This window comes from Streptomyces sp. NBC_01498 (genome assembly GCF_036327775.1).
Taxonomy (GTDB): domain Bacteria; phylum Actinomycetota; class Actinomycetes; order Streptomycetales; family Streptomycetaceae; genus Streptomyces.
Window position 1 is genome coordinate 2041612 of record NZ_CP109598.1, and the last position, 25890, is coordinate 2067501.

Below are 25890 nucleotides of genomic sequence, written 5' to 3' on the forward strand. Positions count from 1 at the left end.
GGATGACAGGCCGCTCTCCGATCCCGCACACCGCCTTCGCCCCGGTCGGGACGGCATGCGGACACGGTGACGCCGTGCGGACGCCGTGACCCGACGCGGACACGGTGATCCGACGCGAACCCGGCGACCCGTGACGCGATTCAGACGCGCGGAAGCGATTCTGCTGCGATCCCGCCCTCGATGGCGAGGATGCGGTGCAGCCGCGTGGCCACCAGCAGTCGCTGCATCTGCGCCGGGACCCCGCGCAGCACGAGCCTGCGCCCGCACCGGCCGGCCCGTCTGTGTGCGCCCATGATGACGCCGAGGCCCGTGGCGTCCCAGGATTCGAGTCCGCTCAGATCGAGCACGAGGTCGCCGGATCCGTCGTCGACGGCCGAGTGCAGGACCGTACGGGCGTCCGCCGCGCTCCGGACGTCGAGGCGGCCCTCGACGACCACCTCGGCGTGGTCGCCCCTGATGTACATATGCGCTCCCCGAATGCCGTGTGCTCCGCGTCTGTGTTCTCGGTCGTGGTGCGGTGTGGTGATGCGGTGTCGTCGGGCGGTGTGATCCGTGCGGGCGTCCGGTGGTGCCGTGCCCGTACGGGTACGGTCCGGCGTCTTCGTGCCGTGCCCGTTCATGACGCCTTCGTGCGATCGTGTGCTCTCTTTGTGCAACTACTGACAGCCGTGCGGCCGGGTAAGTTGCCGTCCGTGAGCGAACTGATACCGAATTCACCCGGTGGAGTGAGGCCGGAACGGTCGATGTGGCCCGGCGAACGCCCGAACCCCGTCAGTGCTTGTAGAAGCCCTGCCCGCTCTTGCGCCCGATGTCACCGGCGTCCACCATCCGGCGCATCAGTTCCGGCGCCGCGAACTTCTCGTCCTGCGACTCGGTGTAGATGTTGTCGGCCGCGTGGAGCAGGATGTCGACGCCCGTGAGGTCGGCGGTGGCGAGCGGACCCATGGCGTGGCCGAAGCCGAGTCTGCACGCGATGTCGATGTCCTCGGCCGTGGCGACGCCCGACTCGTTGAGCTTGGCGGCCTCGACCACCAGGGCGGTGATCAGGCGGGTGGTGACGAAGCCCGCGACGTCACGGTTGACGACGATGCAGGTCTTGCCGACCGATTCGGCGAACTCCCGTGTGGTGGCGAGGGTTTCGTCGCTGGTCTTGTAGCCGCGTACCAGTTCGCAGAGGTTCATCATCGGTACCGGCGAGAAGAAGTGCGCGCCCACGACGCGCTCGGGGCGCCCGGTCACCGCGGCGATCTTGGTGATCGGGATGGCCGAGGTGTTGGAGGCGAGGACGGTGTCGTCACGTACGAGCTTGTCGAGCGCCCGGAAGATCTCGTGCTTGATGTCGAGCTTCTCGAAGACGGCCTCGACGACGATGTCGGCGTCCGCCGCCGCGTCCAGGTCGGTGGTCGTGGTGATCCGGGCGAGCGCGGCGTCCGCGTCCGCCTCTTCGAGTCTGCCCTTGGCGACGAACTTGGCGTACGAGGCGCGGATCGCGTCCTTGCCACGGGTCAGGGCCTCGTCCGTGACGTCCCGCAGAACGACGTCCCAGCCCGCCTGGGCCGAGACCTGCGCGATTCCGGACCCCATGAGACCGGCTCCGATGACGGCGAGCTTCCTGGCCACGACGTACCCCTCGATTTCCGTTCCGGACGGCGCGCGGCTTAACACGCGCTTTACATTTCTTCTGTGCCGGAGGTTATCGGTCGTGAGCTGCCCTGTGGTGACGAAGAGATGCGCGTCACGTCGCGCATGACGGACATCACATCCGGAAGGGCGACGGAACGCCTCATCAGCCGTGCTGTACAGCGTACTTGAGGACCTTCTCGCTCCGCGCTCCACCATGTGAGGGAGCTGGGAGAATGTGATTCCGGGTCGGTGTCCCCGGGGGCGCGGTCCCGGCAGGACCGAGGAGAGGGACCGCCCGGTCCGATCTGGCGCGCCCTAGGCTGGCCGCATGGTCAATCTGACGCGTATCTACACCCGTACCGGCGACAAGGGCACCACCGCGCTCGGTGACATGAGCCGGACCGCCAAGACCGATCCGAGGATCGCGGCCTACGCCGACGCCAACGAGGCGAACGCCGCCCTCGGTACGGCGATCGCGCTCGGGCAGTTGCGGGACGACATCGTGAAGGTCCTCGTCCGGGTGCAGAACGACCTCTTCGACGTGGGCGCCGACCTGTCCACCCCCGTGGTCGAGGCGCCGGAGTACCCGCCGCTGCGGGTCGAGCAGTCGTACGTCGACAAACTGGAGGCGGACTGCGACCGGTTCCTGGAGGAGGTCGAGAAGCTGCGGAGCTTCATCCTGCCGGGCGGTACGGCGGGGGCGGCGCTGCTGCACCAGGCGTGCACCGTCGTACGGCGCGCGGAGCGCTCGACGTGGGCGGCGTTCGAGACGCACGGGGACGTCATGAACCCGCTGACGGCGACGTATCTCAACCGGCTCTCCGACCTCCTGTTCATCCTGGCCAGGGTGGCCAACAAGGAGGTCGGAGACGTGCTGTGGGTGCCGGGCGGCGAGCGCTAGCCACCCCGGCGGACACTCCTCACCGCTTCGCGGGGGACCGGGGCCGCCGCTCCGCCGGGGCGGGCCCGCGCGGGTCCCGCTTCGGGAAGAGCGTGTACGCGAGCGCGATCACCACGTTGACGCCGATGACGAACAGCATCTTCTGCTGCCACATCCGCAGCGAGCCGATGTCGCCGTCGGAGCCCACGTACCGGACCGCCGCCTGGAGAAGCGCGAGCGCCACGGCCGACGCCGCCACCCACCTGCCCGCCGTCCGCCACTCGTGGACCGCGCGCGCCCTGCCGTACTTCGGTGGCCGCAGCGGCGGCGGGCCGCCCGCGAAGCGGTGGGCGAAGCGCGCGTCGGCCCACTTGATCAGCTGGGGGCCGAGAGCCACCGAGAAGCCGATGTAGACGGCGGCGAGGCCGTGCTTCCAGTCCGGTTCGGCGCCGTTCCTGAGGTCGATCGCGGTCACGACCAGGAGCAGCACCTCCAGCAGCGGCTCGCACAGCAGCACCGCGACCGAGGCGCGCGGCATACGGGCGAGGTAGCGCAGGGCCAGTCCGATGCCGAGCAGCACCCAGAATCCGGCCTCGCAGATGATGATCAGCGTGACGATCACGGCAGTCTCCCTCCGGCTCCCCTCCAGCCTCCCGCCGGTCCGGGCCCGTGGCGTCGTCGGCGGTGACGACACGTGACTGCATCTTTCGATGCAGCGGGCGCTCGGCCGCCGTGTGGAGGTGCCCGCGCGCGGTGACGTGTTTGATGGTGGGGTGAGCGTCGTTGCGCGCCCGCACCGCGAGGACGTCCTGATCGCGGTCGCCGGCCTGGTGGGCGGCCTGCTGCTGTGGGCGGTCGGGCTCCACACCCAGGGCGCGCGCCCGCTGCCCGACGGCTGGGTCCCGCTGCCCGTCGTCGCCCTCGCGGGGGCCGAGCTGGTGCGCCGGAGCATGCCCCGTACGGCCCTGCTGGTCGCCGTCCTGGCGCTGGTCCTCGACCAGTTCACCCGGGGCAGTGTGGCGACCATCGCCATGTTCACCGACATCGTGTACGCGGCGGTGCTGTACGGGAGCCCGTCCGCCGCCCGGCGCATCCCCTGGGGGACGGCGCTGCTGACGGTCCTGGTGACCGTGGTGGGGGTGAGCTGGCTGCGCTCGCCCGAGGGGCTGCTGCTGGGCGTGGTGACCGGGGCCGTCACCATCGCGCCGGCCACCACCGGAGTCCTGGTGCGCAACCACCGCGACGCCGCCGAGGCCGCCCGGCTGCGGGCCGAACAGACCGCGCTGCTGGCCGAGTTGGACCGTACGCAGGCGGTGGCCGCCGAGCGCGCGCGGATGGCCCGCGAGCTGCACGACCTGGTCGCCAACCATCTGTCGGCCATCGCGATCCACTCCACCGCCGCGCTGTCCCTGGACGACGCGCGCACCACGAGGGACGCCCTGAAGGTGATCCGCGAGAACAGCGTCGCCGGGCTGGACGAGATGCGGCGGCTGATCGGGCTGCTGCGGGAGGCGGGCGGTGAGCGGGAGCCCGCCCCGGCGCCGACGCTGGGGGCGCTCGACGCGCTGCTGGAGCAGGCGCGGACCAACGGCGCGGGCAGCGGGCTCTCGTTCGCGCTGGAGGACCGGCGGGGTGCGGAGCCGGCGGGCGGCGGGGCGGCGGCGCTGCCCGCGCCGGTCGAGATGGCGGCGTACCGGATCGTCCAGGAGTCCCTGACCAACGCGCTGAAGCACGCGCCGGGCGGCGCGGTGACGGTGCGGCTGGGCGTGGACCGGGACCGGAGGCGGCGCGCGCTGTGGGTGGAGGTGGTCAGCCCGTACGGGGACCGGCCCGGCCCCCGCGCGCCGGGCTCGGGCGCCGGGCTGGTCGGGATGCGGGAGCGGGTCGCGCTGCTGGACGGCGTGTTCGAGGCGGGGCCGGAGCCGGCGGACGACACCGGCCGCGACGGCACCGCAGGCGGGAGCGGCACCGGTGCCGGGAGCGGGAAGATCTGGCGGGTACGGGCGGAGCTGCCCGTCGGCGAGGGGAACGGCACGTCATGACGATCCGGGTGCTGGTGGCCGAGGACCAGTCGGCGGTGCGCGCGGGGCTGGTGCTGATCCTGCGCAGCGCGCCGGAGATCGAGGTCGTGGGCGAGGCGGGGGACGGCGAGGAGGCCGTACGGCTGGCCCGTGAGCTGCGCCCCGACCTGGTGCTGATGGACATTCAGATGCCGCGCCTGGACGGGGTGTCGGCGACCCGGCGGGTGGTGGAGGAGAAGCTGGCCGACGTCCTCGTCCTGACGACGTTCGATCTGGACGAGTACGTCTTCGGGGCGCTGCGGGCGGGCGCGTCCGGTTTCCTGCTGAAGAACACCGAGGCGCGGGAGCTGATCGAGGCGGTACGGACGGTGGCGCGCGGCGAGGGCCTGATCGCGTCGGCCGTGACGCGCCGGCTGATCGCGGAGTTCGCGTCTCCGTCCGGCGCACGGTCGCCGGACGCGCCGGATCCGGCGGTGCTGGACGTACTCACCCGGCGGGAGCGCGAGGTGCTGTCGGGTCTGCGTGACGGGCTGTCGAACGCGGAGATCGCGGCGCGTCTCGACATGGCCGGGGCGACGGTCAAGACGCACGTCAGCAGGCTGCTGGGCAAGCTCGACCTGCGCAGCCGGGCCCAGGCGGCCGTGCTGGCACGGGAGTTGGGAGTCTGACCGCCCGGCAGGTGGGTGGGTGCAGGGGGCATCGAAGGCGCGGGGGGCCGCGAAGAAGCCCCTCATGCCTTTGGTCTGGACCTATTGACGATTGGTCCAGACCTCCCTACTCTCACGCCACTGACTAATGCGCGACCTGTCGCACGAGTCGGGTGTCACGGACCATCCCCGGACCATCCCCGCACTCATATGAACCCACTCGAGGAGTACCCCTTGAGCACCAAGACGTACCCCCGCGGAACCAGATTCAGATCCAGATCCGTCGCGGCCCTCACCGCGCTGCTCCTCCCCCTGGCCGCCATGGTCGGCCTGGCCTCCCCCGCCGAGGCCGCCGCGTCGGCGACCGCCACGTACACCAAGAAGTCCGACTGGGGCACCGGCTTCGAAGGCTCGTGGACGGTGAAGAACACCGGCACCACCACCCTCAGCTCCTGGACCGTCGAGTGGGACTTCCCCGCCGGCACCGGCGTCGGCACCGCCTGGGACGCCACCGTCACCAAGAGCGGCACCAACCACTGGACCGCCAAGAACCTCGGCTGGAACGGCACCCTCAACCCGGGCGCCTCCGTCACCTTCGGCTTCAACGGCACCGGCTCGGGCGCCGGTTCCCCCTCCAACTGCAAGCTCAACGGCGCGTCCTGCGACGGCGGCAGCGTCCCCGGCGACACGGCGCCGACCGCCCCGGGCACGCCCACCGCGAGCGAGATCACCAACACGTCGGCCAAGCTCAGCTGGAGCGCCGCCACCGACGACAAGGGCATCAAGAACTACGACGTCCTGCGGGACGGCGCGAAGATCGCCACGGTCACCGGTACGACATACACGAACACCGGCCTGACCGCGGGCACCAGCTACTCCTACAGCGTCCAGGCGCGTGACACCGCCGACCAGACCGGACCCGTCAGCGGCTCGGTCGCCGTGAAGACCACCGGCGGCGGCGGTACGGACCCGGGCACCCCGTCCGGCGACCAGGTCAAGCTCGGCTACTTCACCGAGTGGGGCGTCTACGACCGCAACTACCACGTCAAGAACGTGGTGACGTCGGGCAGCGCCTCGAAGATCACCCACATCAACTACTCGTTCGGCAACGTCCAGGGCGGCAAGTGCACCATCGGTGACAGCTACGCCGCGTACGACAAGGCGTACACCGCCGACCAGTCCGTCGACGGCGTCGCCGACACCTGGGACCAGCCGCTGCGCGGCAACTTCAACCAGCTGCGCAAGCTCAAGGCCGCCAACCCGAACGTCAAGGTCCTCTGGTCCTTCGGCGGCTGGACCTGGTCCGGCGGCTTCGGCGACGCGGTGAAGAACCCGGCCGCCTTCGCGCAGTCCTGCTACGACCTGATCGAGGACCCGCGCTGGGCCGACGTCTTCGACGGCATCGACCTGGACTGGGAGTACCCGAACGCCTGCGGTCTGAGCTGCGACACCAGCGGCCCCGCCGCGATGAAGAACATGATGCAGGCCATGCGCGCCAAGTTCGGTGCCAACTACCTGGTCACCGCGGCCGTCACCGCCGACGCCTCCAGCGGCGGCAAGATCGACGCCGCCGACTACGCCGGCGCCTCGCAGTACATGAACTGGCTCAACGTCATGACGTACGACTTCTTCGGCGCCTTCGCCGCGCAGGGCCCCACGGCCCCGCACTCCCCGCTCACCTCGTACGCGGGCATCCCGTCGGCCGGCTTCAACTCCGCCGACGCGATCGCCAAGTACAAGGCGCAGGGTGTCCCGGCCAAGAAGCTGCTGCTCGGCATCGGCTTCTACGGACGCGGCTGGACCGGCGTCACCCAGGCCGCTCCGGGCGGTACGGCCACGGGCGCGGCCCCCGGCACGTACGAGCCGGGCATCGAGGACTACAAGGTCCTCAAGAACACCTGCCCCGCCACCGGCACCATCGCGGGCACCGCGTACGCCAAGTGCGGCAGCAACTGGTGGAGTTACGACACCCCGGCGACGATCGCGACCAAGATGGCCTGGGCCAAGAGCCAGGGCCTCGGCGGCGCGTTCTTCTGGGACTTCACCGGTGACACCGCCAACGGCGAACTGATCACCGCGATCAGCAACGGTCTGAAGTAACACACACCGCGAACGCGGCGAGGGGGACGGTGCCGGCGGGCACCGTCCCCCTCGTCGTTTCCGTTTCCCACGTACGTACCGTCGGTCGATCGATCGATCGGACGGTCACGCGGTCGGGCGGTCAGGCGGTCGGGCGGTCAGGCGACGTTCACCCGCTGGCCGGGCGGCGCCGCCTCCAGCCAGGCCAGGAAGCCCGTCAGCGCGTCCTCGCTCATCGCCAGCTCCAGGCGCGTGCCCTGATGGACACAGCCGAGCACGACGGAGTCGGAGAGCAGCGCCAGCTCCTCCTCGCCCTCGGGCGCGCGCCGCGCGAGGACCTCGATGGCCGAACGCTCCAGGCTCCGGCGGGGCCTCGGGGCGTACGAGAAGACCCGGAACCAGTCGATCCGGTCGCCGCTGTAGCGGGCCACGCCGTACACCCAGCCCTTGCCGGACGTATCGGGCTCCTCCGGCACGTTCCACCGGAGCGAACAGTCGAAGGTACCGCCGGACCGCTGGATCAGCCGCCGGCGCAGCCCGAAGACGAAGAGCCCCACCGCGACCAGCACGACCACCAGCCCGCAGACAAGCAGAGCGAGGACCATCAGTACCGACCTCCTCGCCTCATCGAGTAACCCGTACGAACAGACAGAAACAGGTGCCGCATCGCCTCAGCCGCGACCCGGTCCGGATCACTCCGGAACGGGCCGCGGCTGAGGGTAATTCCAGGGGCCGTGCGTCAACGCACCGCCACGGCGCGCAGTCGGACATCGGCGCGCCGCTCGGCGGCCTCGTCCTCGGCCGACTTCGCACGCTCCAGCGCGCGCTCGGCACGCTGGGCGTCGATCTCGTCCGCCAGCTCGGCGATCTCCGCCAGCAGCGAGAGCTTGTTGTCGGCGAACGAGAGGAAACCGCCGTGCACGGCGGCGACGACCGTGCCGCCCTCGCTCGTACGGATGGTCACGGGGCCCGACTCCAGCACACCGAGCAGCGGCTGGTGACCGGGCATGACGCCGATGTCGCCGGACGTGGTGCGCGCGACGACCAGGGTGGCCTCGCCGGACCAGACACTGCGGTCCGCGGCGACCAGCTCGACGTGCAGCTCAGCAGCCAAGGGTGGCTCCTCGGGTCACCACCCGGCGTGGACGCCGGGTGTCAGTCTGGATTGTATGGGGTTCACGATCGGCGGTTCGGTGGGGGGCGGTAAGGACCGCCCCCCACCGACGAGTCCGGGGACTCAGGAGACGCCGAGCTCCTTGGCCTTGGCCTTGAGGTCGTCCAGGCCACCGCACATGAAGAACGCCTGCTCGGGGAAGTGGTCGTAGTCCCCGTCGCAGATCGCGTTGAACGCGGAGATCGACTCGTCCAGCGGAACGTCCGAGCCGTCGAGGCCGGTGAACTGCTTGGCCGCGTGGGTGTTCTGGGACAGGAAGCGCTCGACGCGACGGGCACGGTGGACGATGAGCTTGTCCTCCTCGCCCAGCTCGTCGATACCGAGGATCGCGATGATGTCCTGGAGGTCCTTGTTCTTCTGGAGGATTCCCTTGACGCGGCTGGCCGCGTCGTAGTGCGCCTGCGAGATGTAACGCGGGTCCAGGATGCGGGACGTCGAGTCCAGCGGGTCGACCGCCGGGTAGATGCCCTTCTCCGAGATCGGACGCGACAGCACGGTCGTCGCGTCGAGGTGCGCGAAGGTCGTGGCCGGGGCCGGGTCGGTCAGGTCGTCCGCGGGGACGTAGATCGCCTGCATCGAGGTGATCGAGTGACCGCGGGTCGACGTGATGCGCTCCTGGAGCACACCCATCTCGTCCGCCAGGGTCGGCTGGTAACCCACCGCGGACGGCATACGGCCGAGCAGCGTGGAGACCTCGGAACCGGCCTGGGTGAAGCGGAAGATGTTGTCGATGAAGAGCAGCACGTCCTGCTTCTGCACATCGCGGAAGTACTCCGCCATGGTCAGGGCGGACAGGGCGACCCGAAGACGGGTGCCCGGCGGCTCGTCCATCTGGCCGAAGACCAGGGCGGTCTTGTCCAGAACGCCCGACTCGGTCATCTCGTCGATGAGGTCGTTGCCCTCACGGGTGCGCTCACCGACACCGGCGAACACGGAAACACCGTCGTGCAGCTTGGCCACACGCATGATCATTTCCTGGATGAGGACCGTCTTGCCGACGCCCGCACCACCGAACAGACCGATCTTGCCGCCCTTGACGTACGGGGTCAGCAGGTCGACGACCTTCAGGCCGGTCTCGAACATCTCGGTCTTGGACTCGAGCTGGTCGAAGGCCGGGGCCTTGCGGTGGATCGGCCAGCGCTCGGTGATCTGAGCCTCGCCGTCCGGGTCGTTCAGGATCTGGCCGAGGGTGTTGAACACCTTGCCCTTGGTCACGTCACCGACGGGCACCGAGATGCCCGCGCCGGTGTCCGTCACCACGGCCTGGCGGACCAGACCGTCGGTCGGCTGCATCGAGATCGCGCGGACCACGCCCTCGCCCAGGTGCTGGGCGACTTCGAGGGTCAGCGTCTTGAGCTTGCCGTCCTCGGCCGGGTCGGCCACCTCGACGTGCAGTGCGTTGTAGATCTCCGGCATCGCGTCGACGGGGAACTCCACGTCGACGACCGGGCCGATGACCCGGGCGACGCGGCCTGTGGCCGTGCTTCCCGGGGTGGCCGCCTCAACTGTGGTCGTCATTACTTTTCACTCCCCGCGGTCGCGTCGGCCAGGGCGCTGGCGCCACCGACGATCTCGCTGATTTCCTGGGTGATTTCGGCCTGGCGGGCCGCGTTGGCAAGCCGGGAGAGGCTCTTGATGAGATCCCCGGCGTTGTCGGTCGCCGACTTCATCGCGCGGCGGGTGGCCGCGTGCTTGGAGGCGGCGGCCTGGAGCAGCGCGTTGTAGATACGGCTCTCGACGTAGCGCGGCAGCAGGGCGTCGAGGACGTCCTCCGCCGACGGCTCGAAGTCGAACAGCGGAAGGATCTCGCTCTTCGCCGGGTCCTCGCCCGTCTCCGACGTGTCGGAGAGGGAGAGGGGCAGCAGCCGGTTCTGCACCGGCGTCTGCGTCAGCATCGAGACGAACTCGGTGAAGACGATGTGGAGTTCGTCCACACCGCCGTCCGCCGTGTCCCGCTGGACCGCCGCGATCAGCGGTCCAGCGACCTTCTTGGCGTCCGCGTAGGTCGGACTGTCGGTGAAGCCGGTCCACGACTCCGCGACCGTGCGCTCACGGAAGCCGTAGTAGGCGACACCCTTACGGCCGACGATGTACGTGTCGACCTCCTTGCCCTCGCCCCTGAGCCGCTCGGTGAGCCGCTCCGCCGCCTTGATGGCGTTGGAGGAGTAGCCGCCCGCCAGTCCGCGGTCGCTCGTGACGAGCAGGACCGCGGCCCGGACCGGCGCCTCGACCTCCGTGGTCAGAGGGTGCTTCGTGTTGGATCCGGTCGCGACCGCCGTGACCGCGCGGGTGAGCTCGGTCGCGTACGGCGTGGAGGCCGCCACCTGGCGCTGCGCCTTGACGATGCGCGAGGCGGCGATCATCTCCATCGCCTTGGTGATCTTCTTGGTCGCGGTGACGGATTTGATGCGACGCTTGTAGACCCGGAGCTGGGCTCCCATGAGTCAGGTCCCTTCCGTCGTCACTTGGAGACGTTGACGCCGGCCGGGGCGTCGTCGCCCAGAAGCTTGCCGTCCGAGGTCTCGAACTGCTTCTTGAAGTTGGCGATGGCGTCGCCGATGGACTCAAGAGTGTCGTCCGACATCTTGCCGCCCTCGGCGATGCTGGTGAGCAGCTCCTTGCGCTCGCGGCGCAGGTGCTCCAGCAGTTCGCTCTCGAAGCGGCTGATGTCCTCGACCGGGACGTCGTCCATCTTGCCGGTGGTGCCGGCGTAGATGGAGACGACCTGCTCCTCGACCGGGTACGGCGAGTACTGCGGCTGCTTCAGCAGCTCGACCATGCGCGAACCACGCTGGAGCGACGCCTTCGAGGCGGCGTCCAGGTCGGAACCGAAGGCGGCGAACGCCTCCAGCTCGCGGTACTGGGCGAGGTCCACCCGGAGCCGGCCCGACACCTGGCGCATGGCCTTGTGCTGGGCGGAGCCGCCGACGCGGGAGACCGAGATACCGACGTTCAGCGCGGGCCGCTGGCCGGCGTTGAACAGGTCGGACTCCAGGAAGCACTGGCCGTCGGTGATGGAGATGACGTTGGTCGGGATGAACGCCGACACGTCGTTCGCCTTGGTCTCGACGATGGGCAGGCCCGTCATCGAACCGGCGCCCATGGCGTCGGAGAGCTTGGCGCAGCGCTCCAGCAGACGCGAGTGCAGGTAGAAGACGTCACCCGGGTACGCCTCACGGCCCGGCGGGCGGCGCAGCAGCAGCGAGACGGCGCGGTAGGCGTCGGCCTGCTTCGACAGGTCGTCGAAGATGATCAGGACGTGCTTGCCCTGGTACATCCAGTGCTGGCCGATGGCCGAACCGGTGTACGGGGCCAGGTACTTGAAGCCCGCCGGGTCGGACGCCGGGGCGGCGACGATGGTCGTGTACTCCAGGGCGCCGGCCTCCTCCAGGGCACCGCGTACGGACGCGATGGTGGAGCCCTTCTGGCCGATGGCGACGTAGATGCAGCGGACCTGCTTGTTCACGTCGCCCGAGCGCCAGTTGTCGCGCTGGTTGATGATGGTGTCGACGGCCAGGGCGGTCTTGCCGGTCTGGCGGTCGCCGATGATCAGCTGACGCTGGCCGCGGCCGATCGGCACCATCGAGTCGACGGCCTTGTAGCCGGTCTGCATCGGCTCGTGCACCGACTTGCGGACCATGACGCCCGGAGCCTGGAGCTCCAGGGCGCGGCGGCTGTCGGTCGCGATCTCGCCGAGGCCGTCGATCGGGTTGCCGAGCGGGTCGACGACACGGCCGAGGTAACCCTCGCCGACGCCGACGGAGAGGACCTCGCCGGTACGGGTGACCGACTGTCCCTCCTCGATACCGCTGAACTCGCCGAGGACGACCGCGCCGATCTCGCGCTCCTCCAGGTTCAGGGCGAGACCGAGGGTCCCGTCCTCGAACTTCAGCAGTTCGTTGGCCATGGCCGAGGGCAGACCCTCGACCTTCGCGATGCCGTCACCGGCAACGCTGACCGTCCCGACCTCCTCGCGCGAGGCCGCGTCCGGCTTGTACGACTGGACAAAATTCTCCAGCGCATCCCGGATCTCCTCCGGCCGGATCGTGAGCTCCGCCATCTGGATTCCCTGCTCTCCTTGTTGGGCCCGAAGTTCTTTGGGGGTCTGGGGGCGACCCCCAGGAATCTTCTGCAATTTCTGCACGGCCCAACCGGGCCGCAGTTCTTGATCTCTGTAAGTGACTCTGTAATCCGGAAATCACATACCGGCCGTCGGCTTTCAGCCGGCGAACCGCCGTGCCGCCTCGTCGAGACGTTCCGCGATCGTGCCGTTGACGACTTCGTCGCCGACGCGGACCGAGATCCCGCCGAGGACCGAGGGGTCGACATCGAGGTTCAGATGCATCGGGTGGCCGTACAGCCTGGCCAGGGCGGCGCCGAGGCGCTGCTTCTGGCCCTCGGTGAGCGGAACCGCCGACGTGACGACCGCGACCATCCGGTCCCGGCGTGCCGCGGCGAGCCGGGACAGGGTCTGGAGACCCGCTTCCAGGCTACGTCCTCGGGGCTGGGACACCAGGCGCGTGACCAGCCGCTGGGTGCTCGGGTTGGCCCGGCCGCCCAGCAGACTGTCCAGCAGGGCGGTCTTGGCCGGTGCCGTCGCGGCCCGGTCGGTCAGCGCGGCCCGGAGGTCGGTGCTGGACTCGACGATGCGGCCGAACCGGAACAGTTCGTCCTCGACGTCGTCGAGGCCGCCCGCCCGCTGCGCGGCGGTGAGCTCGGCGAGAGCCGCCAGCTCCTCCACCGCGTCGACCAGGTCACGCGGCTGCGACCAGCGGGACCGGACCATGCCGGTGACCAGGTCGACGGTGTCGCCGCCCAGCTGTCCGCGCAGCAGTCCGCCGGCCAGCTCGGCCTTGGACTCGCCGGACCGCGCCGGGTCGGTCAGGACCCGGCGCAGCGACACCTCGCGGTGGAGCAGCGCGGTGACGGCGGTCAGCTCGTCGGCGAGCTTCGCCGCGTCGGCCGACGTGTTGTCGGTCAGCGCGTCGAGACGCTCGCGTGCGGCGGCCAGCGCCGCGCGGCTCGCTCCGTGCATCGTCATCGGGCCGCCTCGACCGTCGACGCGCCGTCCTCGATCTCGTCGAGGAAGCGGTCGATGGTGCGGCTCTGCCGGGCGCTGTCCTCGAGGGACTCCCCGACGAGCTTGCCGGCGAGGTCGGTCGCGAGCTTGCCCAGGTCCTGGCGCAGCGCCGCGGCGGCGGCCTTGCGGTCGGCCTCGATCTGGGCGTGACCGGCGGCGACGATCTCCTCGCGCTGCCGCTGCCCCTCCGCCTTCATCTCCTGGATGATGGTGGCGCCCTGCTCGGTCGCCTCCTGACGGAGACGAGCGGCCTCGTGGCGCGCCTCGGCGAGCTGGGCCTTGTACTGCTCCAGGACGCTCTGCGCCTCGGTCTTGGCCTCTTCGGCCTTCTCGATGCCACCCTCGATGGCCTCGCGCCGCTCGTCCAGAACCTTGTTGATGTTCGGGAGGAGCTTCCACGCGAGAAGGCCGAAGACGATGACGAAGGCGAGCAGGCCGATGACGAGCTCGGGAATCGGCGGGATGAGGGGATTCTGATCTTCCTCGGCCGCGAGCTGAACCAGGGGGTTCACATCAGTGCCTTTCGTCTAGTGGTACGGAGCGGATCTGAAAGATCACTTGCCGTAGACGAACGGCATGACGAGACCGATCAGGGCGAGCGCCTCACAGAACGCGAAGCCGAGGATCTGGTTGGCGCGGATCAGGCCGGCCGCCTCGGGCTGACGGGCGAGGGCCTGGGTGCCGTTACCGAAGATGATGCCGACGCCGACGCCGGGGCCGATGGCGGCGAGACCGTAGCCGATGGAGCCGAGCGAACCACTAACAGCGGCAAGAGTCTGGGACATGCCAGTTCTTCCTTCTCTTTCACGGACCGATGGGGGTTGGCCACCGGACGACTGAGGGCTGGGGAGGGGGCTCAGTGGTTCTCTGCGAGCGCGCCCTGGATGAAGGTGCAGGTGAGCAGCACGAAGACGTAAGCCTGAAGGGCCTGGATGAACAGCTCGAAGGCCGTCATGACGAGCACCATCAGGAACGAGACACCCGCGTAGGCGATGCCGATACCGTTCAGCAGGTACCAGCTCGCGATGGTGAAGAGGAGCAGCAGTGTGTGGCCCGCGAACATGTTCGCGAAGAGTCGCACCGCGTGGGTGAAGGGGCGGACCAGCAGGTTCGAGAAGAACTCGATGAGCATGGCCAGCGGCAGCACCGGGCCGAGCGACTTGTCGTAGCCGGTGAAGTTCTTGAAGGCACCGACGAAGCCGTGCCGCTTGAAGGTCAGCGAGACCCACAGCACGTAGACGATGAGTGCGAGGCCGACGGGGTAGGCGATGATCGATGTCACCGGGAACTGGGCGATCGGAATGATCGACCAGAGGTTCATCATCCAGACGAAGAAGAACAGCGAGACGATCAGGGGGACGTACTTCTCGCCCTCCCGCTTGCCGATCGTCTCGTGGACGACGCCGCGCCGGATGAAGTCGTAACCCGCTTCGGCGATCATCTGGAGCTTGCCCGGGACAACCTTCGGGCTGCGGAAGGCCGCCCAGAAGAAGGCGATGATGATGATCGAGCCGAGAAGCGCCAGCAGCATCGTCTTGTTGAAGTACAAGCTGCTGTCCCCGTCGCCCCAGATGGGCTTGAACAGGAACGAATGCAGGCCGGGGGCCGGGAAGCCACAGCCGTCGAAGATGTGGCAGTCGGTCTCGAAGGCGAGCACCTGCGTCGGGTCAGCACTCACCGCGGGCTCCTTCAACATGGCGCATGGGTACGGCAACCTCGTTGTGTCGGCGCGGCGGGACGCCGCGGTTCGGCACTGGACTGGTGTTTCGGATGTGGGAACGGCGACCGGGCTGCTCGGAGCCTCGCGTCGTAAGAGCAGGCGTCAACTGGGGAGCCCGCGCCCTCGATGCCGCAGTTGGAACCGGACCATAGCAGGATCTCGAACTGGCACTTATCCCGCCCCTACCCCTCATGCCGACGTACCCGTCTTCTCCGGCTCGACATAGAGGATTTTTGCCTTCATATGGGCACGGGCCTGAGCGGCGACCCAGGTGAGCGTCGCGACCAGCAAGGTGATGGCGAAAGCCTTGGGGTTGAACAGAGTGGTGTCCTGGAACAGGGCCACGAAGACGAAGAGCGCCAGCACTTGGGTCGTGTAGAGCAGCAGTCCCATGCCCTGGAACAGATGCGGCAGCGACCGCGCCGTGCGTTCCAGCACGATGAGACCGACCCCCATGAAGACGATCACCACGACCACGCCCGCGGCGGCGCCCAACGCCCCCTTCCCTCCCGCGACCACACCACTGACCACCGCGGCGACGACGCCGACGGCGGCGGTGGGTACGGCGGTGTGCAGGAGCATCCGGACGTCGTTGGAGGGCATGGCGGCAACTCCGCTGGTGGGTGGGGCAGATGGTGTCGTCATGGACGAGTGACGGCCCGGTCCGAGAGTGTGTCCTCGGGCCAACGGACCGTCGCACTACGGTCCTTCGGCTCTGTCGCCGGGTCTCGTGAACGGTATCACAAACTATTTGATGAGGTCTTTACCATGAACGTGTGCTCACCGTCACACATGAGGATTAACCGGCGCGTCCGCACCGAATTGGGAGAGACTCCGCATGCTATAGGGAGTTGCCGTGGCAATTCTCGGCGGGGAATGGCCCGAGGGTGCCGGAAGAACCGGATACCGGTCAGTACGACGAGTCCGCTTTGCGGCGATCCGGGAAGCCCGAACGGGGGCCGATCGCGGTCGCCCCGTTGACGCCCGCCGGAAGCGGCGTCAATCCGGCGGCCGGAACCCCGTCGTCCGCCGTTTCCCCGGCCGTTCCGGAATCGTGAGCCACCGGTGACCCGGTGGCCGGCCGGCCCTCGCCCGGCTCCCGTTCCGCCTCACCGGCGGCGGAGGCCGGCTCAGCGGGGGCGGGCCGTGCCCGGCGCCGGTAGCGGGGCGGGACGATCGCCTCGGCCCAGCGCGGGGCACGCGGGGTGAAGCGCGGCAGCAGCAGGAGCAGCAGGCCCAGGGCGCTCAGCGCGACGACCGCGAGGACGATCCACATCGTCGACATGGTGGACGAGGAGTGGACCGAGTACAGCACCACACCGAAGCCGATCAGGGCCGACCAGAAGTACATGATCAGTACGGCCCTGCTGTGCGAGTGCCCGATCTCCAGCAGCCGGTGGTGCAGATGGCCGCGGTCGGCGGCGAACGGCGACTGGCCGTTCCAGGTACGGCGCACGATCGCGAGTACGAGGTCGGCGACCGGGATCGCGATGATCGTCAGCGGCAGCAGCAGCGGGATGAAGACGGGCAGCGCGGCGTGGGTGGCCTCACGGGTCGAGCCGTCGGCGTAGATCTTCAGCGCGTCCGGGTCGACCTGGCCGGTGATGGAGATGGCGCCCGTCGCGAGCACCAGACCGATCAGCATGGAACCGGAGTCGCCCATGAAGATCCGGGCCGGATGCATGTTGTGCGGCAGGAAGCCGATGCACATGCCCATCAGGATCGCGGCGAACAGGGTCGCGGGCGCGGCGGGCTCGATGCCGTAGCCGTACCAGATGCGGTACGCGTACAGGAAGAACGCCGCCGCCGCGATGCAGACCATGCCCGAGGCGAGGCCGTCGAGGCCGTCCACGAAGTTGACCGCGTTGATGGTGATCACGACGAGGGCCACCGTCAGCAGCGTGCCCTGCCAGTCCGTCAGCGCGACGGTGCCGACGCCGGGGACCGGGATCCACAGGATGGTCAGACCCTGCATCACCATCACACCGGCGGCGATCATCTGCGCGCCGAGCTTGATCAGGGCGTCGATCTCGAACTTGTCGTCCAGGACACCGATCAGCCAGATCAGCGCGGCGCCGGACAGCAGCGCGCGCGGCTCGTTCGACCGCTCGAAGACCGCGCCGAGATTCTGCAGATTGCTCGCGACCAGCAGACCGGCGCACAGCCCGAAGAACATGGCGATGCCGCCGAGACGCGGTGTCGGTTCGCGGTGCACGTCACGGGCACGGATCGCGGGCATCGCGCCGATCGCGATGGCGAACTTCCGCACCGGGCCGGTCAGCAGATACGTCACCGCGGCCGTCACGCAGAGCGTCAGCAGATAATCACGCACAGGCTGCCCCACAGATATCGCCGGCCGTCCGGGCCACACAGATTAACTCGCGACAGGACGGCTGTTGGAACGCGCGTGGCCACATGAGGTAAGGACTTACACGGCGGCGCGATGGTTGCACAAACTCGTCCCACCTTAAGCCCCGCCGGGCCCCTCACCGTACGTCGCCCCTGTTCAACGGTGTGCGAGCGGGCCGGTGTCAGCGCCGGGTGGGTACGCCCGTGAGCGCCGTCACCACGGGGTCCAGCGCCTGGTGGATCTCGTCGCCGATCGACCGGAAGAAGGTGATGGGAGCGCCGTACGGGTCGTAGACCTCGTCCGCCTCCGCGTTCGGCGCCAGGAGCCAGCCGCGCAGCGCGGCGGCGGCACGCACCAGCGCACGGGCCCGCTCGACCACCCCCTCGTCCAGGGCGTCGGGCAGCGTCGCCGGGTCTATGGCCCGTACGAGCCGGGTGAACTCCTTCAGCGTGAAGGTCCGCAGACCCGCCGAATGCCCCATCGAAATGACCTGCGCCCGGTGGTCCCGGGTCGCGGTGAGCACCAGATCGGCGCGGATGACGTGCTCGTCCAGCAGTTCCCGCCCGACGAAGCCGGACGGGTCCGCGCCGAAATCCGCCAGGACGGCCTCCGCGTTGGCCTCCATCGAGGCCCCCTCGTGCCCCCAGGTGCCCGCGCTCTCCACGATCAGCCCGCCGGTCAGCCGCTCGCCGAGCCGGTCGCTCAGGGCATGACGGTTCAGCCGCTCGGTGATGGGCGAGCGGCACACGTTGCCCGTACTGACGTGGAGGATGCGGAAGGTGTCCGGGAGTCCCGCTATGCCACGCCCCTCAGGGGCGGTCAATTGGCCACCTCGAGGTCGGGTACGACCTTGCGCAGCTCGTCCGCGTCGACGGCGCCCGCGCGCAGCAGCAGCGGGACCTTGCCGGTCACGTCCACGATCGAGGACGGGACGATGCCGGGGGTCCGCCCGCCGTCGAGATACACGGACACCGCGTCCGCCAGCATCTCCTGCGCGCTGTCGCAGTCCTCCGGCGCCGGGTGTCCGGTCAGGTTCGCGCTGGACACGGCCATCGGGCCGACCTCGGTCAGCAGCTCGATCGCGACGGGGTGCAGCGGCATCCGGATCGCGACCGTGCCACGGGTGTCACCGAGGTCCCACTGGAGCGAGGGCTGGTGGCGGGCGACCAGGGTGAGGGCACCGGGCCAGAACGCGTCGACCAGTTCCCACGCCTGCTCGGAGAAGTCCGTGACGAGGCCGTGCAGGGTGTTGGGCGAGCCGATGAGCACGGGCGTGGGCATGTTGCGGCCACGGCCCTTGGCGTCGAGGAGATCGGCGACGGCCTCGGAGCTGAAGGCGTCGGCGCCGAGCCCGTAGACGGTGTCCGTGGGCAGGACGACGAGCTCGCCGCGGCGGACGGCGGACGCGGCTTCACGCAGACCGGTCGTACGGTCGGTCGCGTCGTTGCAGTCGTATCGCCGTGCCATGTCTCACAGCCCTCTCTCGTAATTTTTTGTGGCGCGGTTCGCCGCCTCCGGGGCGCTGAAGCCGGTGTCGACGGTCGACCGTGCTCGGCCCCTCGTTCCTCGGGGCTTCCGCGCGCTCTCCCTTTCGACACCGACGCGCCCTTTCGGCTCACTCGCCGCCCCGGACCCGGGGAGTCCGGGGGCCGGCGTCAGGGACCTGGGGGTGGCCCGAGTCATCGGCGTGCCCGTGATCACGGCAACGCCTTGCGGGCCGTCGCGAAGCGCGGGCGCTTGTTCAGGTCCGGGTGGTCGGCCGCGTCCGCCCAGCCGGCCTCCTCGCTGAAGATCCACGGGACCTGGCCGCCCTGGGTGTCCGCGTGCTCGACCACCACCAGGCCGCCCGGCCGCAGCAGCCGGTGCGCGGTGCGTTCGATGCCGCGGATGGTGTCGAGGCCGTCCTCGCCGGAGAAAAGCGCCATCTCCGGGTCGTGGTCACGGGCCTCGGGCGCCACGTACTCCCACTCGGTGAGCGGGATGTACGGCGGGTTGGAGATCACCAGGTCGACCTGCCCGTCGAAGTCCGGGAGGGCCGTCAGGGCGTCGCCGCGGTGCACGGTGACCCTGGACCCCTCGGCGTTCCGCCGCGTCCAGGTGAGGGCGTCCTCGGACAGCTCCACGGCGTGCACACGCGAGCGCGGCACCTCCTGCGCCATGGCGAGCGCGATGGCGCCCGATCCGGAGCAGAGGTCGACGATCAGCGGCTCCACCACGTCCATCGCGCGGACCGCGTCTATCGCCCAGCCGACGACGGACTCGGTCTCCGGGCGGGGCACGAACACCCCTGGCCCGACCTGGAGTTCCAGATACCGGAAGAAGACCCGGCCGGTGATGTGCTGGAGCGGTTCACGGGCCTCGCGGCGGGCGACGGTCTCCCAGTAGCGGGCGTCGAACTCCTCGTCCACGACGCTGTGCAGCTCACCGCGCTTGACGCCGTGGACGAACGCGGCGAGTTCCTCCGCGTCGAACCGGGGCGACGGCACGCCCGCGTCCGCCAGCCGCTGGGTGGCCTGGGCCACCTCGGCAAGCAGCAGACTGCGGGGCGCGTGCCCGCGGCGGGGCCGCCGGGGGTCGCTGGGCCCCCCAGAAGGTGGCTGCACGCTGGTTCCTCCTGAGACAGGGACGGGGAGGGATCGTGGTCGGGGTTGCCCGAGAGGGACGGGCGGTGGTCAGGCCGCCGCGAGCTTCGCCGCCGAGTCGGCGTCGACGCACGCCTGGATCACGGCCGTCAGCTCTCCGTCGAGCACCTGGTCCAAGTTGTACGCCTTGAAGCCGACCCGGTGGTCCGAGATCCGGTTTTCCGGAAAGTTGTACGTACGGATCTTCTCCGAACGGTCGACGGTCCGCACCTGGCTGCGCCGGACGTCGGCCGCGTTGCGCTCGGCCTCCTCCTGCGCGGCGGCGAGCAGCCGCGAGCGCAGGATACGCATGGCCTGCTCCTTGTTCTGGAGCTGGCTCTTCTCGTTCTGGCAGGAGGCGACGACACCGGTGGGCAGGTGGGTGATCCGGACGGCGGAGTCGGTCGTGTTGACGGACTGGCCACCGGGTCCCGAGGAGCGGTAGACGTCGATACGCAGGTCGTTGGTGTGGATCTCCACGTCGACCTCCTCCGCCTCCGGTGTCACGAGGACCCCGGCCGCCGAGGTGTGGATGCGGCCCTGGGACTCGGTGGACGGGACGCGCTGGACGCGGTGCACCCCGCCCTCGTACTTCAGCTTCGCCCAGACACCCTGGCCGGGCTCGGTCGCGCCGTTGCCGCCCTTGGTCTTCACGGCGACCTGGACGTCCTTGTAGCCGCCGAGTTCGGACTCGGTGGCGTCGATGATCTCGGTCTTCCAGCCGACGCGCTCGGCGTAGCGCAGATACATCCGCAGCAGGTCGCCCGCGAACAGGGCGGACTCGTCGCCGCCCGCGCCCGCCTTGATCTCCAGGATGACGTCCTTGTCGTCGCTGGGGTCGCGCGGGACGAGCAGCAGCCGCAGCTTGTCGGTCAGCTCCTCGCGCTGCTTCTCCAGCACCTTGACCTCGGCGGCGAACTCGCCGGCCGACGGGTCGGTGGGGTCGGCGGCGAACTCGCGGGCCGTCCCGATGTCGTCCCCGGTCCGCTTCCAGGCGCGGTACGCCCCGATGATCGGGGTCAGCTCGGCGTACCGCTTGTTGAGCTTGCGGGCGTGCGCCTGGTCCGAGTGGACCGACGGGTCGGCGAGCTTCTTCTCCAGGTCGGCGTGCTCGCCGACCAGTTCCTCGACCGCCTCGAACATTCGGGGGCTCCTGGGTTGCGTACGGAAGTGCTGCGGGACGGCAAAGCGCCGGTCCCGACGCCCCAGGGCAGGGGCGCCGAGAACCGGCGCAGGTGGCTCGCTACTTGTTGGCGGAGCCGGCGGCAGCCTTGCCGAAGCGGGCCTCGAAGCGGGCCACACGGCCACCGGTGTCGAGGATCTTCTGCTTGCCCGTGTAGAACGGGTGGCACTCGGAGCAGATTTCGGCACGGACGGAGCCCGATTCGATGGTGCTGCGAGTGGTGAACGACGCACCGCAGGTACAGCTGACCTGGGTCTCGACGTACGTGGGGTGGATGTCGCGCTTCAAGGTGTCTCCTAGGGAACGTCCTCGCCGGGCGAGGAAGGCGCCGGGTCGCACCGCGGATGCGGGTACGTGAACCGGGGCCGACGAACCAGTCTGCCAGGACCGGCCGTATCTCCAAAACCGGGGTGGTGCCGGATCTATTCCGCAGGGCTCCGGCCCGGCGGGCGGCGGTACGGAACGGGGGGAGGACCGGTCGGCCGGTCCTCCCCCCGCGGTGTCACGCGATCGTGTAGTAGCTCTGCCAGCCGGTACCGAGGCTCACCGGGGCGGCGAAGATCTCGGACGTGGCCTTGCCGGTCCCCTTGAGGAGGGACAGGCTGCCGCCCGGGGTGCGGACGAGGACGTCGGCCTTGCCGTCACCGTTCACATCACCCGGAGTGACGATCAGGTTGTACGCGGACCAGTCGGCCCGGACGACGACCGGTGCCTCGAACGGGGCGGTGGACTTGCCGGTGCCCTTCGCGAGGTAGAGGTCGTTCGTGCCGCCCCGGCGGACCAGCAGGTCGGCCTTGCCGTCGTTGGTGTAGTCACCGTGGCCGCGGATCTGGTTGTACGCCTGGTAGCCGGTGCCGACCTCGACCGGGGTGTTGAACTTGCCGTTGCCGTAGCTCGGGTGCACCGTCAGCGTGCCGGCGGAGGTGACCGAGAGGATGTCGCCCTTGCCGTCACCGTTCACGTCGCCGGGGGCGACGATCGCGCGGACGGTCTTCCAGTTGGAGAACATCTTCGTCTTCACGTACGTCGCGCTGCTCACGGAGCGGTGCAGCCAGTAGACGTCACCGGTGGACGCCTCCCGGGCGACGAGGTCCTCGTAGCCGTCCCTGTTCAGGTCGGTCTGCACGAGGTAGTTGTAGGCGCTGTACGACCCGGCGAACGCCGTGCGTGTGAGCTTCTCACCGCTGGACGTGAAGGTGTAGCCGGTGCTGCCCGTCGTCGTACGCGCGAACGGGTCCGCCCGGTGGTCGCGGCTGAAGCTGGTGTCGTCGATACGCGGCTGGAGAGCCGCCATGTACGTCGAGACCTTGGTGTAGACGTCGTACGTGCCACCGAAGTTGCACAGCTCGGACTGCGTGGCGACACCCCAGGAGGTGACGCCGATGATCCGGCCGCTCACCATCATCGGGCTGCCGGAGTCACCGGGGCAGGTCGCCTGGCCCGTGGAGTTGTCTCCCGTACCGCCGTTGCCCGCGCAGATCATGTGACCGGGCTTGTACATCCCCGGGATGCCGACCGCGGTGTCGAGGTTCTCGCCGCACTCGGCGTCAGACCGCAGCGGCTGGGTGACGCGCTGGAGGGTGTCGGCCAGCGTGTCGTAGTCCGGGTCCGAGCCGGTCATGCCCCACCCGTAGGTGGTGGCGGTGGTGCCCGCCGCGTACCGCGCCGTGTCACCGTACGACGCGGGCTGCGCCGGGGTGGCCGTCAGGGGCTTGGAGAGCGTCAGCAGCGCGACGTCGTTGTCGATCGTGTCCGCGTTGTACGAGCCGGCGTAGTAGGAGCGGCTGATGCCGACCACGGTGCCCTCGTCGTTCGGACCGCCGGCGAGTTTGGCCGTGTTGGCCATAATCATGCCCCGGCCGACCATGTCGAGTGCGTTGCCGTACTCGTCGGTGACGCAATGCGCCGCGGTGAGAACCTTGTTGGGCGCGACGAGTGTGCCGCCGCAGGTGAAGTAGAAGTATCCGTCGTTGTCGAACTCGAAAAGCAGTTGCACCATCCAGGGGGCGCTGCTGATGGAAGTGTTCGTCCCGCCGATGATTCGCGGGGATACTTCCTTGGAACTGACGACCTTGGAGTCCTTGGGCGGCAGGAATTTCTCGCTGCCACCGTCATCGGCCTGGGCCGTGGCCACCAGTCCGCCGGCGAGGACGGCAACTGCCGCCGTACCGACGGCTATCAGTCTCCGCAGTCCGGAGAAGGGTCTGCCATGACGCGACACACGCACGCAAATCTCCCACTAATCAAGGGAATTGGTTTGGCGCCGTGTGGGGGGATGGAACGGCTGAATGAATATTACACACAGAAATCCGCCCCGTCACCGGAGTAACGGGGCGGACCCATATGGACGTTGAGCAATCGGGACGGAGTTCCCGGAACGACGTCGATTCAGAACGACGCCACGTCAGTCGTTGCCGTTTCCGGGCGACGGAGTTGTCTTCTGAATCTGGAGCAGGAACTCCGCGTTCGACTTGGTCTTCTTCATCTTGTCCAGCAGCAGTTCGATCGCCTGCTGCTGGTCGAGCGCGTGCAGCACCCGGCGGAGCTTCCAGACGACGGCCAGCTCCTCGCCGCCGAGCAGGATCTCCTCCTTGCGGGTGGAGGACGCGTCGACGTCCACCGCCGGGAAGATGCGCTTGTCGGAGAGCTTGCGGTCGAGCTTGAGCTCCATGTTGCCGGTGCCCTTGAACTCCTCGAAGATCACCTCGTCCATGCGCGAGCCGGTCTCGACCAGCGCGGTGGCCAGGATGGTCAGCGAGCCGCCGTCCTCGATGTTGCGCGCCGCGCCGAAGAAGCGCTTCGGCGGGTAGAGCGCGGTGGAGTCGACACCACCGGACAGGATGCGTCCGGAGGCCGGGGCGGCGAGGTTGTACGCGCGGCCCAGGCGGGTGATGGAGTCGAGCAGGACGACCACGTCGTGACCCAGCTCCACGAGGCGCTTGGCGCGCTCGATGGCCAGCTCGGCGACGGTGGTGTGGTCCTCGGCGGGACGGTCGAAGGTCGAGGAGATGACCTCGCCCTTCACCGACCGCTGCATGTCGGTGACCTCTTCCGGACGCTCGTCGACGAGGACGACCATCAGGTGGCACTCGGGGCTGTTGACCGTGATCGCGTTGGCGATGGCCTGGAGGATCATGGTCTTGCCGGTCTTCGGCGGGGCCACGATCAGACCGCGCTGGCCCTTGCCGATCGGCGCGACGAGGTCGATGATCCGGGTCGTCAGCACACCCGGGTCGGTCTCCAGCCGGAGCCGGTCCTGCGGGTAGAGCGGGGTCAGCTTCTGGAACTCGGGGCGGCCCCGGCCGGATTCGGCCGCCATGCCGTTCGCCGAGTCGAGGCGCACGAGCGCGTTGAACTTCTCGCGGCGCTCGCCGTCCTTGGGCTGGCGCACCGCGCCGGTGACGTGGTCACCCTTGCGCAGGCCGTTCTTGCGGACCTGGGCCAGCGACACGTACACGTCGTTGGGGCCCGGCAGATAGCCGGAGGTCCGGATGAACGCGTAGTTGTCGAGGATGTCGAGGATGCCCGCGACGGGGATCAGCACGTCGTCGTCGGCGACCTGCGGCTCGCCGCCGCCGAACTCCTCACGGCCCCGGCGTCCCCGGCGGTCGCGGTACCGGCCGCGACGGCCGCGACGGCCGCCCGCCTCGTCGTCGAAGTCGTCCTGCGGCCCGTTGTTGCCCTGCTGCTGGCCGCCCTGGCGCTGCTGGCGCTGGGCGCCGCCCTGCTGGCCGCCGCCCTGCTGCTCGTCGCCCTTGCCCCGGCGGTCGCGCTGGCGGCTCTGCCGGTCGCCGCGGTCACCGCCGCGCTCGCCGCGCTGGCCGCGCTCCTGGCGGTCGCCGCGCCGTCCGTCGCCGTCGGTCCGCTCGGACGCGGAGACGGCGCCCTCGGCCTTGCTGTCGGGCCGGTCCTCCACGACGGTGTCGGTGCCCGCGTCGCCGCGGTTCTCGGTCCGGCCGTCGGGGCTGCCCGCCTGCGCGGTGGCCCGGCGCCGGCGGCGCTCGCCCGCGGGCTGGTCGTCACTGGCGGGCTGGCCGGGGATGTCGATCTGCGCGTCGGCCCGGTCGGCCTTGTCCGCGCCGGCCGGAGCCTGGTCCGCGGTGTCCGCCTTGGCGGCGGGGGCGTCGGCGGCCGGTGCCGCGTCGCCCGTACGGGCCTTGGAGGTGGCACGTCGCTTGGGCTTCGCCGGGGCGTCGCCCTCGGCCGTCCCGGCGGTCTTCGGCGCGGCGGAACCGCCGCCCTGCGCCTCCTTGATGACCTCGATCAGCTGGCTCTTGCGCATCCGCGCGGTGCCCCTGATGCCGAGGCCCGACGCGACCTGCTGGAGCTCGGCCAGGACCATGCCGTCGAGGCCGGTGCCGGAGCGGCGGCGCCGTGCGGTGGTGCCGGTGGCAGCACCTGCGGCGGGCGCGGTGGTGTCGACGCTGTTGTCGGCAGTCACGCCCATCAGATCGGTGGTGTCGCTCACGAAGGGTCCTTCCCTGGAGCGGACGTCGGCCTTCTGGCTCGGCG

General features: G+C 69.6%; 25 protein-coding genes. 4 read left to right on the forward strand and 21 right to left on the reverse strand.

Going from position 1 to position 25890, the window contains the following annotated elements:
* Positions 1 to 140: 140 nt before the first annotated feature.
* Positions 141 to 464 carry an STAS domain-containing protein gene (locus OG875_RS08420; protein ID WP_330173597.1) on the reverse strand — a complete coding sequence of 108 codons (324 nt, stop codon included), beginning with the start codon at positions 462 to 464 and terminating at the stop codon, positions 141 to 143.
* Between the two features lie 307 nt (positions 465 to 771).
* Positions 772 to 1620, reverse strand: a complete 849-nt coding sequence (locus OG875_RS08425; RefSeq protein ID WP_330173598.1) for a 3-hydroxyacyl-CoA dehydrogenase family protein — start codon at positions 1618 to 1620, stop codon at positions 772 to 774.
* 331 nt (positions 1621 to 1951) lie between these two features.
* Between OG875_RS08425 and OG875_RS08430 the strand changes: the two genes are divergently transcribed.
* Positions 1952 to 2524 (forward strand): cob(I)yrinic acid a,c-diamide adenosyltransferase, encoded by a 573-nt coding sequence (locus tag OG875_RS08430; protein WP_330173599.1) that lies wholly within the window; start codon positions 1952 to 1954, stop codon positions 2522 to 2524.
* A gap of 19 nt (positions 2525 to 2543) precedes the next feature.
* On the opposite strand, the gene OG875_RS08435 is transcribed toward OG875_RS08430, so the two are convergent.
* The gene (locus OG875_RS08435; protein WP_330173600.1) at positions 2544 to 3125 is read right to left on the reverse strand and encodes a hypothetical protein; all 582 of its coding nucleotides are present in this window, start codon (positions 3123 to 3125) and stop codon (positions 2544 to 2546) included.
* Positions 3126 to 3213: 88 nt separating this feature from the next.
* Here OG875_RS08435 and OG875_RS08440 point away from each other — a divergent pair, with 88 nt between their 5' ends.
* The 3 genes from OG875_RS08440 (at position 3214) to OG875_RS08450 (ending at position 7271) form a co-directional block, all read left to right on the forward strand.
* On the forward strand, positions 3214 to 4545 hold the full coding sequence (locus OG875_RS08440) for a sensor histidine kinase (RefSeq protein WP_330173601.1): 1332 nt from the start codon (positions 3214 to 3216) through the stop codon (positions 4543 to 4545).
* Entirely contained in the window at positions 4542 to 5192 is a 651-nt protein-coding gene (locus tag OG875_RS08445; RefSeq protein WP_330173602.1) for a response regulator transcription factor, read from the forward strand. The genes OG875_RS08440 and OG875_RS08445 overlap by 4 nt, the downstream gene beginning before the upstream one ends.
* A 189-nt stretch (positions 5193 to 5381) precedes the next feature.
* On the forward strand, positions 5382 to 7271 hold the full coding sequence (locus tag OG875_RS08450; RefSeq protein WP_443079080.1) for a glycosyl hydrolase family 18 protein: 1890 nt from the start codon (positions 5382 to 5384) through the stop codon (positions 7269 to 7271).
* A 137-nt stretch (positions 7272 to 7408) separates the two neighbouring features.
* Here OG875_RS08450 and OG875_RS08455 read toward each other — a convergent pair whose 3' ends face one another.
* The 18 genes from OG875_RS08455 to rho form a co-directional block, all read right to left on the reverse strand.
* Complete coding sequence (locus OG875_RS08455) at positions 7409 to 7855, reverse strand: DUF2550 domain-containing protein (RefSeq protein ID WP_330173604.1); 447 nt, start codon at positions 7853 to 7855, stop codon at positions 7409 to 7411.
* A gap of 134 nt (positions 7856 to 7989) precedes the next feature.
* Positions 7990 to 8364 (reverse strand): F0F1 ATP synthase subunit epsilon, encoded by a 375-nt coding sequence (locus tag OG875_RS08460; RefSeq protein WP_330173605.1) that lies wholly within the window; start codon positions 8362 to 8364, stop codon positions 7990 to 7992.
* 123 nt (positions 8365 to 8487) lie between these two features.
* Complete coding sequence (gene atpD / locus OG875_RS08465; RefSeq protein WP_330173606.1) at positions 8488 to 9942, reverse strand: F0F1 ATP synthase subunit beta; 1455 nt, start codon at positions 9940 to 9942, stop codon at positions 8488 to 8490.
* The gene (locus OG875_RS08470) at positions 9942 to 10865 is read right to left on the reverse strand and encodes a F0F1 ATP synthase subunit gamma (RefSeq protein ID WP_330173607.1); all 924 of its coding nucleotides are present in this window, start codon (positions 10863 to 10865) and stop codon (positions 9942 to 9944) included. Before OG875_RS08470 ends, atpD begins: the two co-directional genes overlap by 1 nt.
* Positions 10866 to 10885: 20 nt before the next feature.
* Positions 10886 to 12484, reverse strand: coding sequence for a F0F1 ATP synthase subunit alpha (gene atpA / locus OG875_RS08475; protein WP_330173608.1), 1599 nt, complete (start codon positions 12482 to 12484; stop codon positions 10886 to 10888).
* Between the two features lie 159 nt (positions 12485 to 12643).
* A complete protein-coding gene (locus OG875_RS08480) occupies positions 12644 to 13459 on the reverse strand; it encodes a F0F1 ATP synthase subunit delta (RefSeq protein WP_330177656.1) in 816 nt (271 codons plus the stop codon).
* 2 nt (positions 13460 to 13461) lie between these two features.
* Positions 13462 to 14016: a F0F1 ATP synthase subunit B gene (locus tag OG875_RS08485; protein ID WP_330173609.1), complete on the reverse strand. Its 555-nt coding sequence runs from the start codon at positions 14014 to 14016 to the stop codon at positions 13462 to 13464.
* 42 nt (positions 14017 to 14058) lie between these two features.
* Positions 14059 to 14289: an ATP synthase F0 subunit C gene (atpE, locus tag OG875_RS08490; RefSeq protein WP_024884520.1), complete on the reverse strand. Its 231-nt coding sequence runs from the start codon at positions 14287 to 14289 to the stop codon at positions 14059 to 14061.
* Between the two features lie 71 nt (positions 14290 to 14360).
* Complete coding sequence (gene atpB, locus OG875_RS08495) at positions 14361 to 15182, reverse strand: F0F1 ATP synthase subunit A (protein ID WP_330173610.1); 822 nt, start codon at positions 15180 to 15182, stop codon at positions 14361 to 14363.
* A 231-nt stretch (positions 15183 to 15413) separates the two neighbouring features.
* Entirely contained in the window at positions 15414 to 15827 is a 414-nt protein-coding gene (locus OG875_RS08500; protein ID WP_330173611.1) for a hypothetical protein, read from the reverse strand.
* Between the two features lie 307 nt (positions 15828 to 16134).
* Positions 16135 to 17568, reverse strand: a complete 1434-nt coding sequence (locus tag OG875_RS08505; protein WP_443079081.1) for an MraY family glycosyltransferase — start codon at positions 17566 to 17568, stop codon at positions 16135 to 16137.
* Positions 17569 to 17755: 187 nt separating this feature from the next.
* Complete coding sequence (locus OG875_RS08510) at positions 17756 to 18397, reverse strand: arsenate reductase/protein-tyrosine-phosphatase family protein (protein WP_330173613.1); 642 nt, start codon at positions 18395 to 18397, stop codon at positions 17756 to 17758.
* Positions 18394 to 19041, reverse strand: a complete 648-nt coding sequence (locus tag OG875_RS08515; RefSeq protein ID WP_330173614.1) for an L-threonylcarbamoyladenylate synthase — start codon at positions 19039 to 19041, stop codon at positions 18394 to 18396. Before OG875_RS08515 ends, OG875_RS08510 begins: the two co-directional genes overlap by 4 nt.
* 230 nt (positions 19042 to 19271) lie before the next feature.
* The gene (gene prmC, locus OG875_RS08520; protein WP_330177657.1) at positions 19272 to 20111 is read right to left on the reverse strand and encodes a peptide chain release factor N(5)-glutamine methyltransferase; all 840 of its coding nucleotides are present in this window, start codon (positions 20109 to 20111) and stop codon (positions 19272 to 19274) included.
* A 135-nt stretch (positions 20112 to 20246) separates the two neighbouring features.
* Complete coding sequence (gene prfA / locus OG875_RS08525; RefSeq protein ID WP_330173615.1) at positions 20247 to 21338, reverse strand: peptide chain release factor 1; 1092 nt, start codon at positions 21336 to 21338, stop codon at positions 20247 to 20249.
* 100 nt (positions 21339 to 21438) lie between these two features.
* Positions 21439 to 21666 carry a 50S ribosomal protein L31 gene (rpmE, locus tag OG875_RS08530; RefSeq protein ID WP_023538649.1) on the reverse strand — a complete coding sequence of 76 codons (228 nt, stop codon included), beginning with the start codon at positions 21664 to 21666 and terminating at the stop codon, positions 21439 to 21441.
* A 214-nt stretch (positions 21667 to 21880) separates the two neighbouring features.
* On the reverse strand, positions 21881 to 23605 hold the full coding sequence (locus OG875_RS08535) for a trypsin-like serine protease (protein ID WP_330173616.1): 1725 nt from the start codon (positions 23603 to 23605) through the stop codon (positions 21881 to 21883).
* Positions 23606 to 23782: 177 nt separating this feature from the next.
* Positions 23783 to 25846 carry a transcription termination factor Rho gene (rho, locus tag OG875_RS08540; protein WP_330173617.1) on the reverse strand — a complete coding sequence of 688 codons (2064 nt, stop codon included), beginning with the start codon at positions 25844 to 25846 and terminating at the stop codon, positions 23783 to 23785.
* Between the last annotated feature and the right edge of the window lie 44 nt (positions 25847 to 25890).

What these genes read in the sequence shown, in the direction of transcription:
- OG875_RS08420 (WP_330173597.1), bottom strand. Translation starts at nt 464, where the DNA reads ATGTACATCAGGGGCGACCACGCCGAGGTGGTCGTCGAGGGCCGCCTC.
- OG875_RS08430 (WP_330173599.1), top strand. Translation starts at nt 1,952, where the DNA reads ATGGTCAATCTGACGCGTATCTACACCCGTACCGGCGACAAGGGCACC.
- OG875_RS08440 (WP_330173601.1), top strand. Translation starts at nt 3,214, where the DNA reads ATGCAGCGGGCGCTCGGCCGCCGTGTGGAGGTGCCCGCGCGCGGTGAC.
- OG875_RS08445 (WP_330173602.1), top strand. Translation starts at nt 4,542, where the DNA reads ATGACGATCCGGGTGCTGGTGGCCGAGGACCAGTCGGCGGTGCGCGCG.
- OG875_RS08450 (WP_443079080.1), top strand. Translation starts at nt 5,382, where the DNA reads ATGAACCCACTCGAGGAGTACCCCTTGAGCACCAAGACGTACCCCCGC.
- OG875_RS08455 (WP_330173604.1), bottom strand. Translation starts at nt 7,855, where the DNA reads ATGGTCCTCGCTCTGCTTGTCTGCGGGCTGGTGGTCGTGCTGGTCGCG.
- atpD (WP_330173606.1), bottom strand. Translation starts at nt 9,942, where the DNA reads ATGACGACCACAGTTGAGGCGGCCACCCCGGGAAGCACGGCCACAGGC.
- OG875_RS08470 (WP_330173607.1), bottom strand. Translation starts at nt 10,865, where the DNA reads ATGGGAGCCCAGCTCCGGGTCTACAAGCGTCGCATCAAATCCGTCACC.
- atpA (WP_330173608.1), bottom strand. Translation starts at nt 12,484, where the DNA reads ATGGCGGAGCTCACGATCCGGCCGGAGGAGATCCGGGATGCGCTGGAG.
- OG875_RS08480 (WP_330177656.1), bottom strand. Translation starts at nt 13,459, where the DNA reads ATGCACGGAGCGAGCCGCGCGGCGCTGGCCGCCGCACGCGAGCGTCTC.
- atpE (WP_024884520.1), bottom strand. Translation starts at nt 14,289, where the DNA reads ATGTCCCAGACTCTTGCCGCTGTTAGTGGTTCGCTCGGCTCCATCGGC.
- OG875_RS08500 (WP_330173611.1), bottom strand. Translation starts at nt 15,827, where the DNA reads ATGCCCTCCAACGACGTCCGGATGCTCCTGCACACCGCCGTACCCACC.
- OG875_RS08515 (WP_330173614.1), bottom strand. Translation starts at nt 19,041, where the DNA reads ATGGCACGGCGATACGACTGCAACGACGCGACCGACCGTACGACCGGT.
- prfA (WP_330173615.1), bottom strand. Translation starts at nt 21,338, where the DNA reads ATGTTCGAGGCGGTCGAGGAACTGGTCGGCGAGCACGCCGACCTGGAG.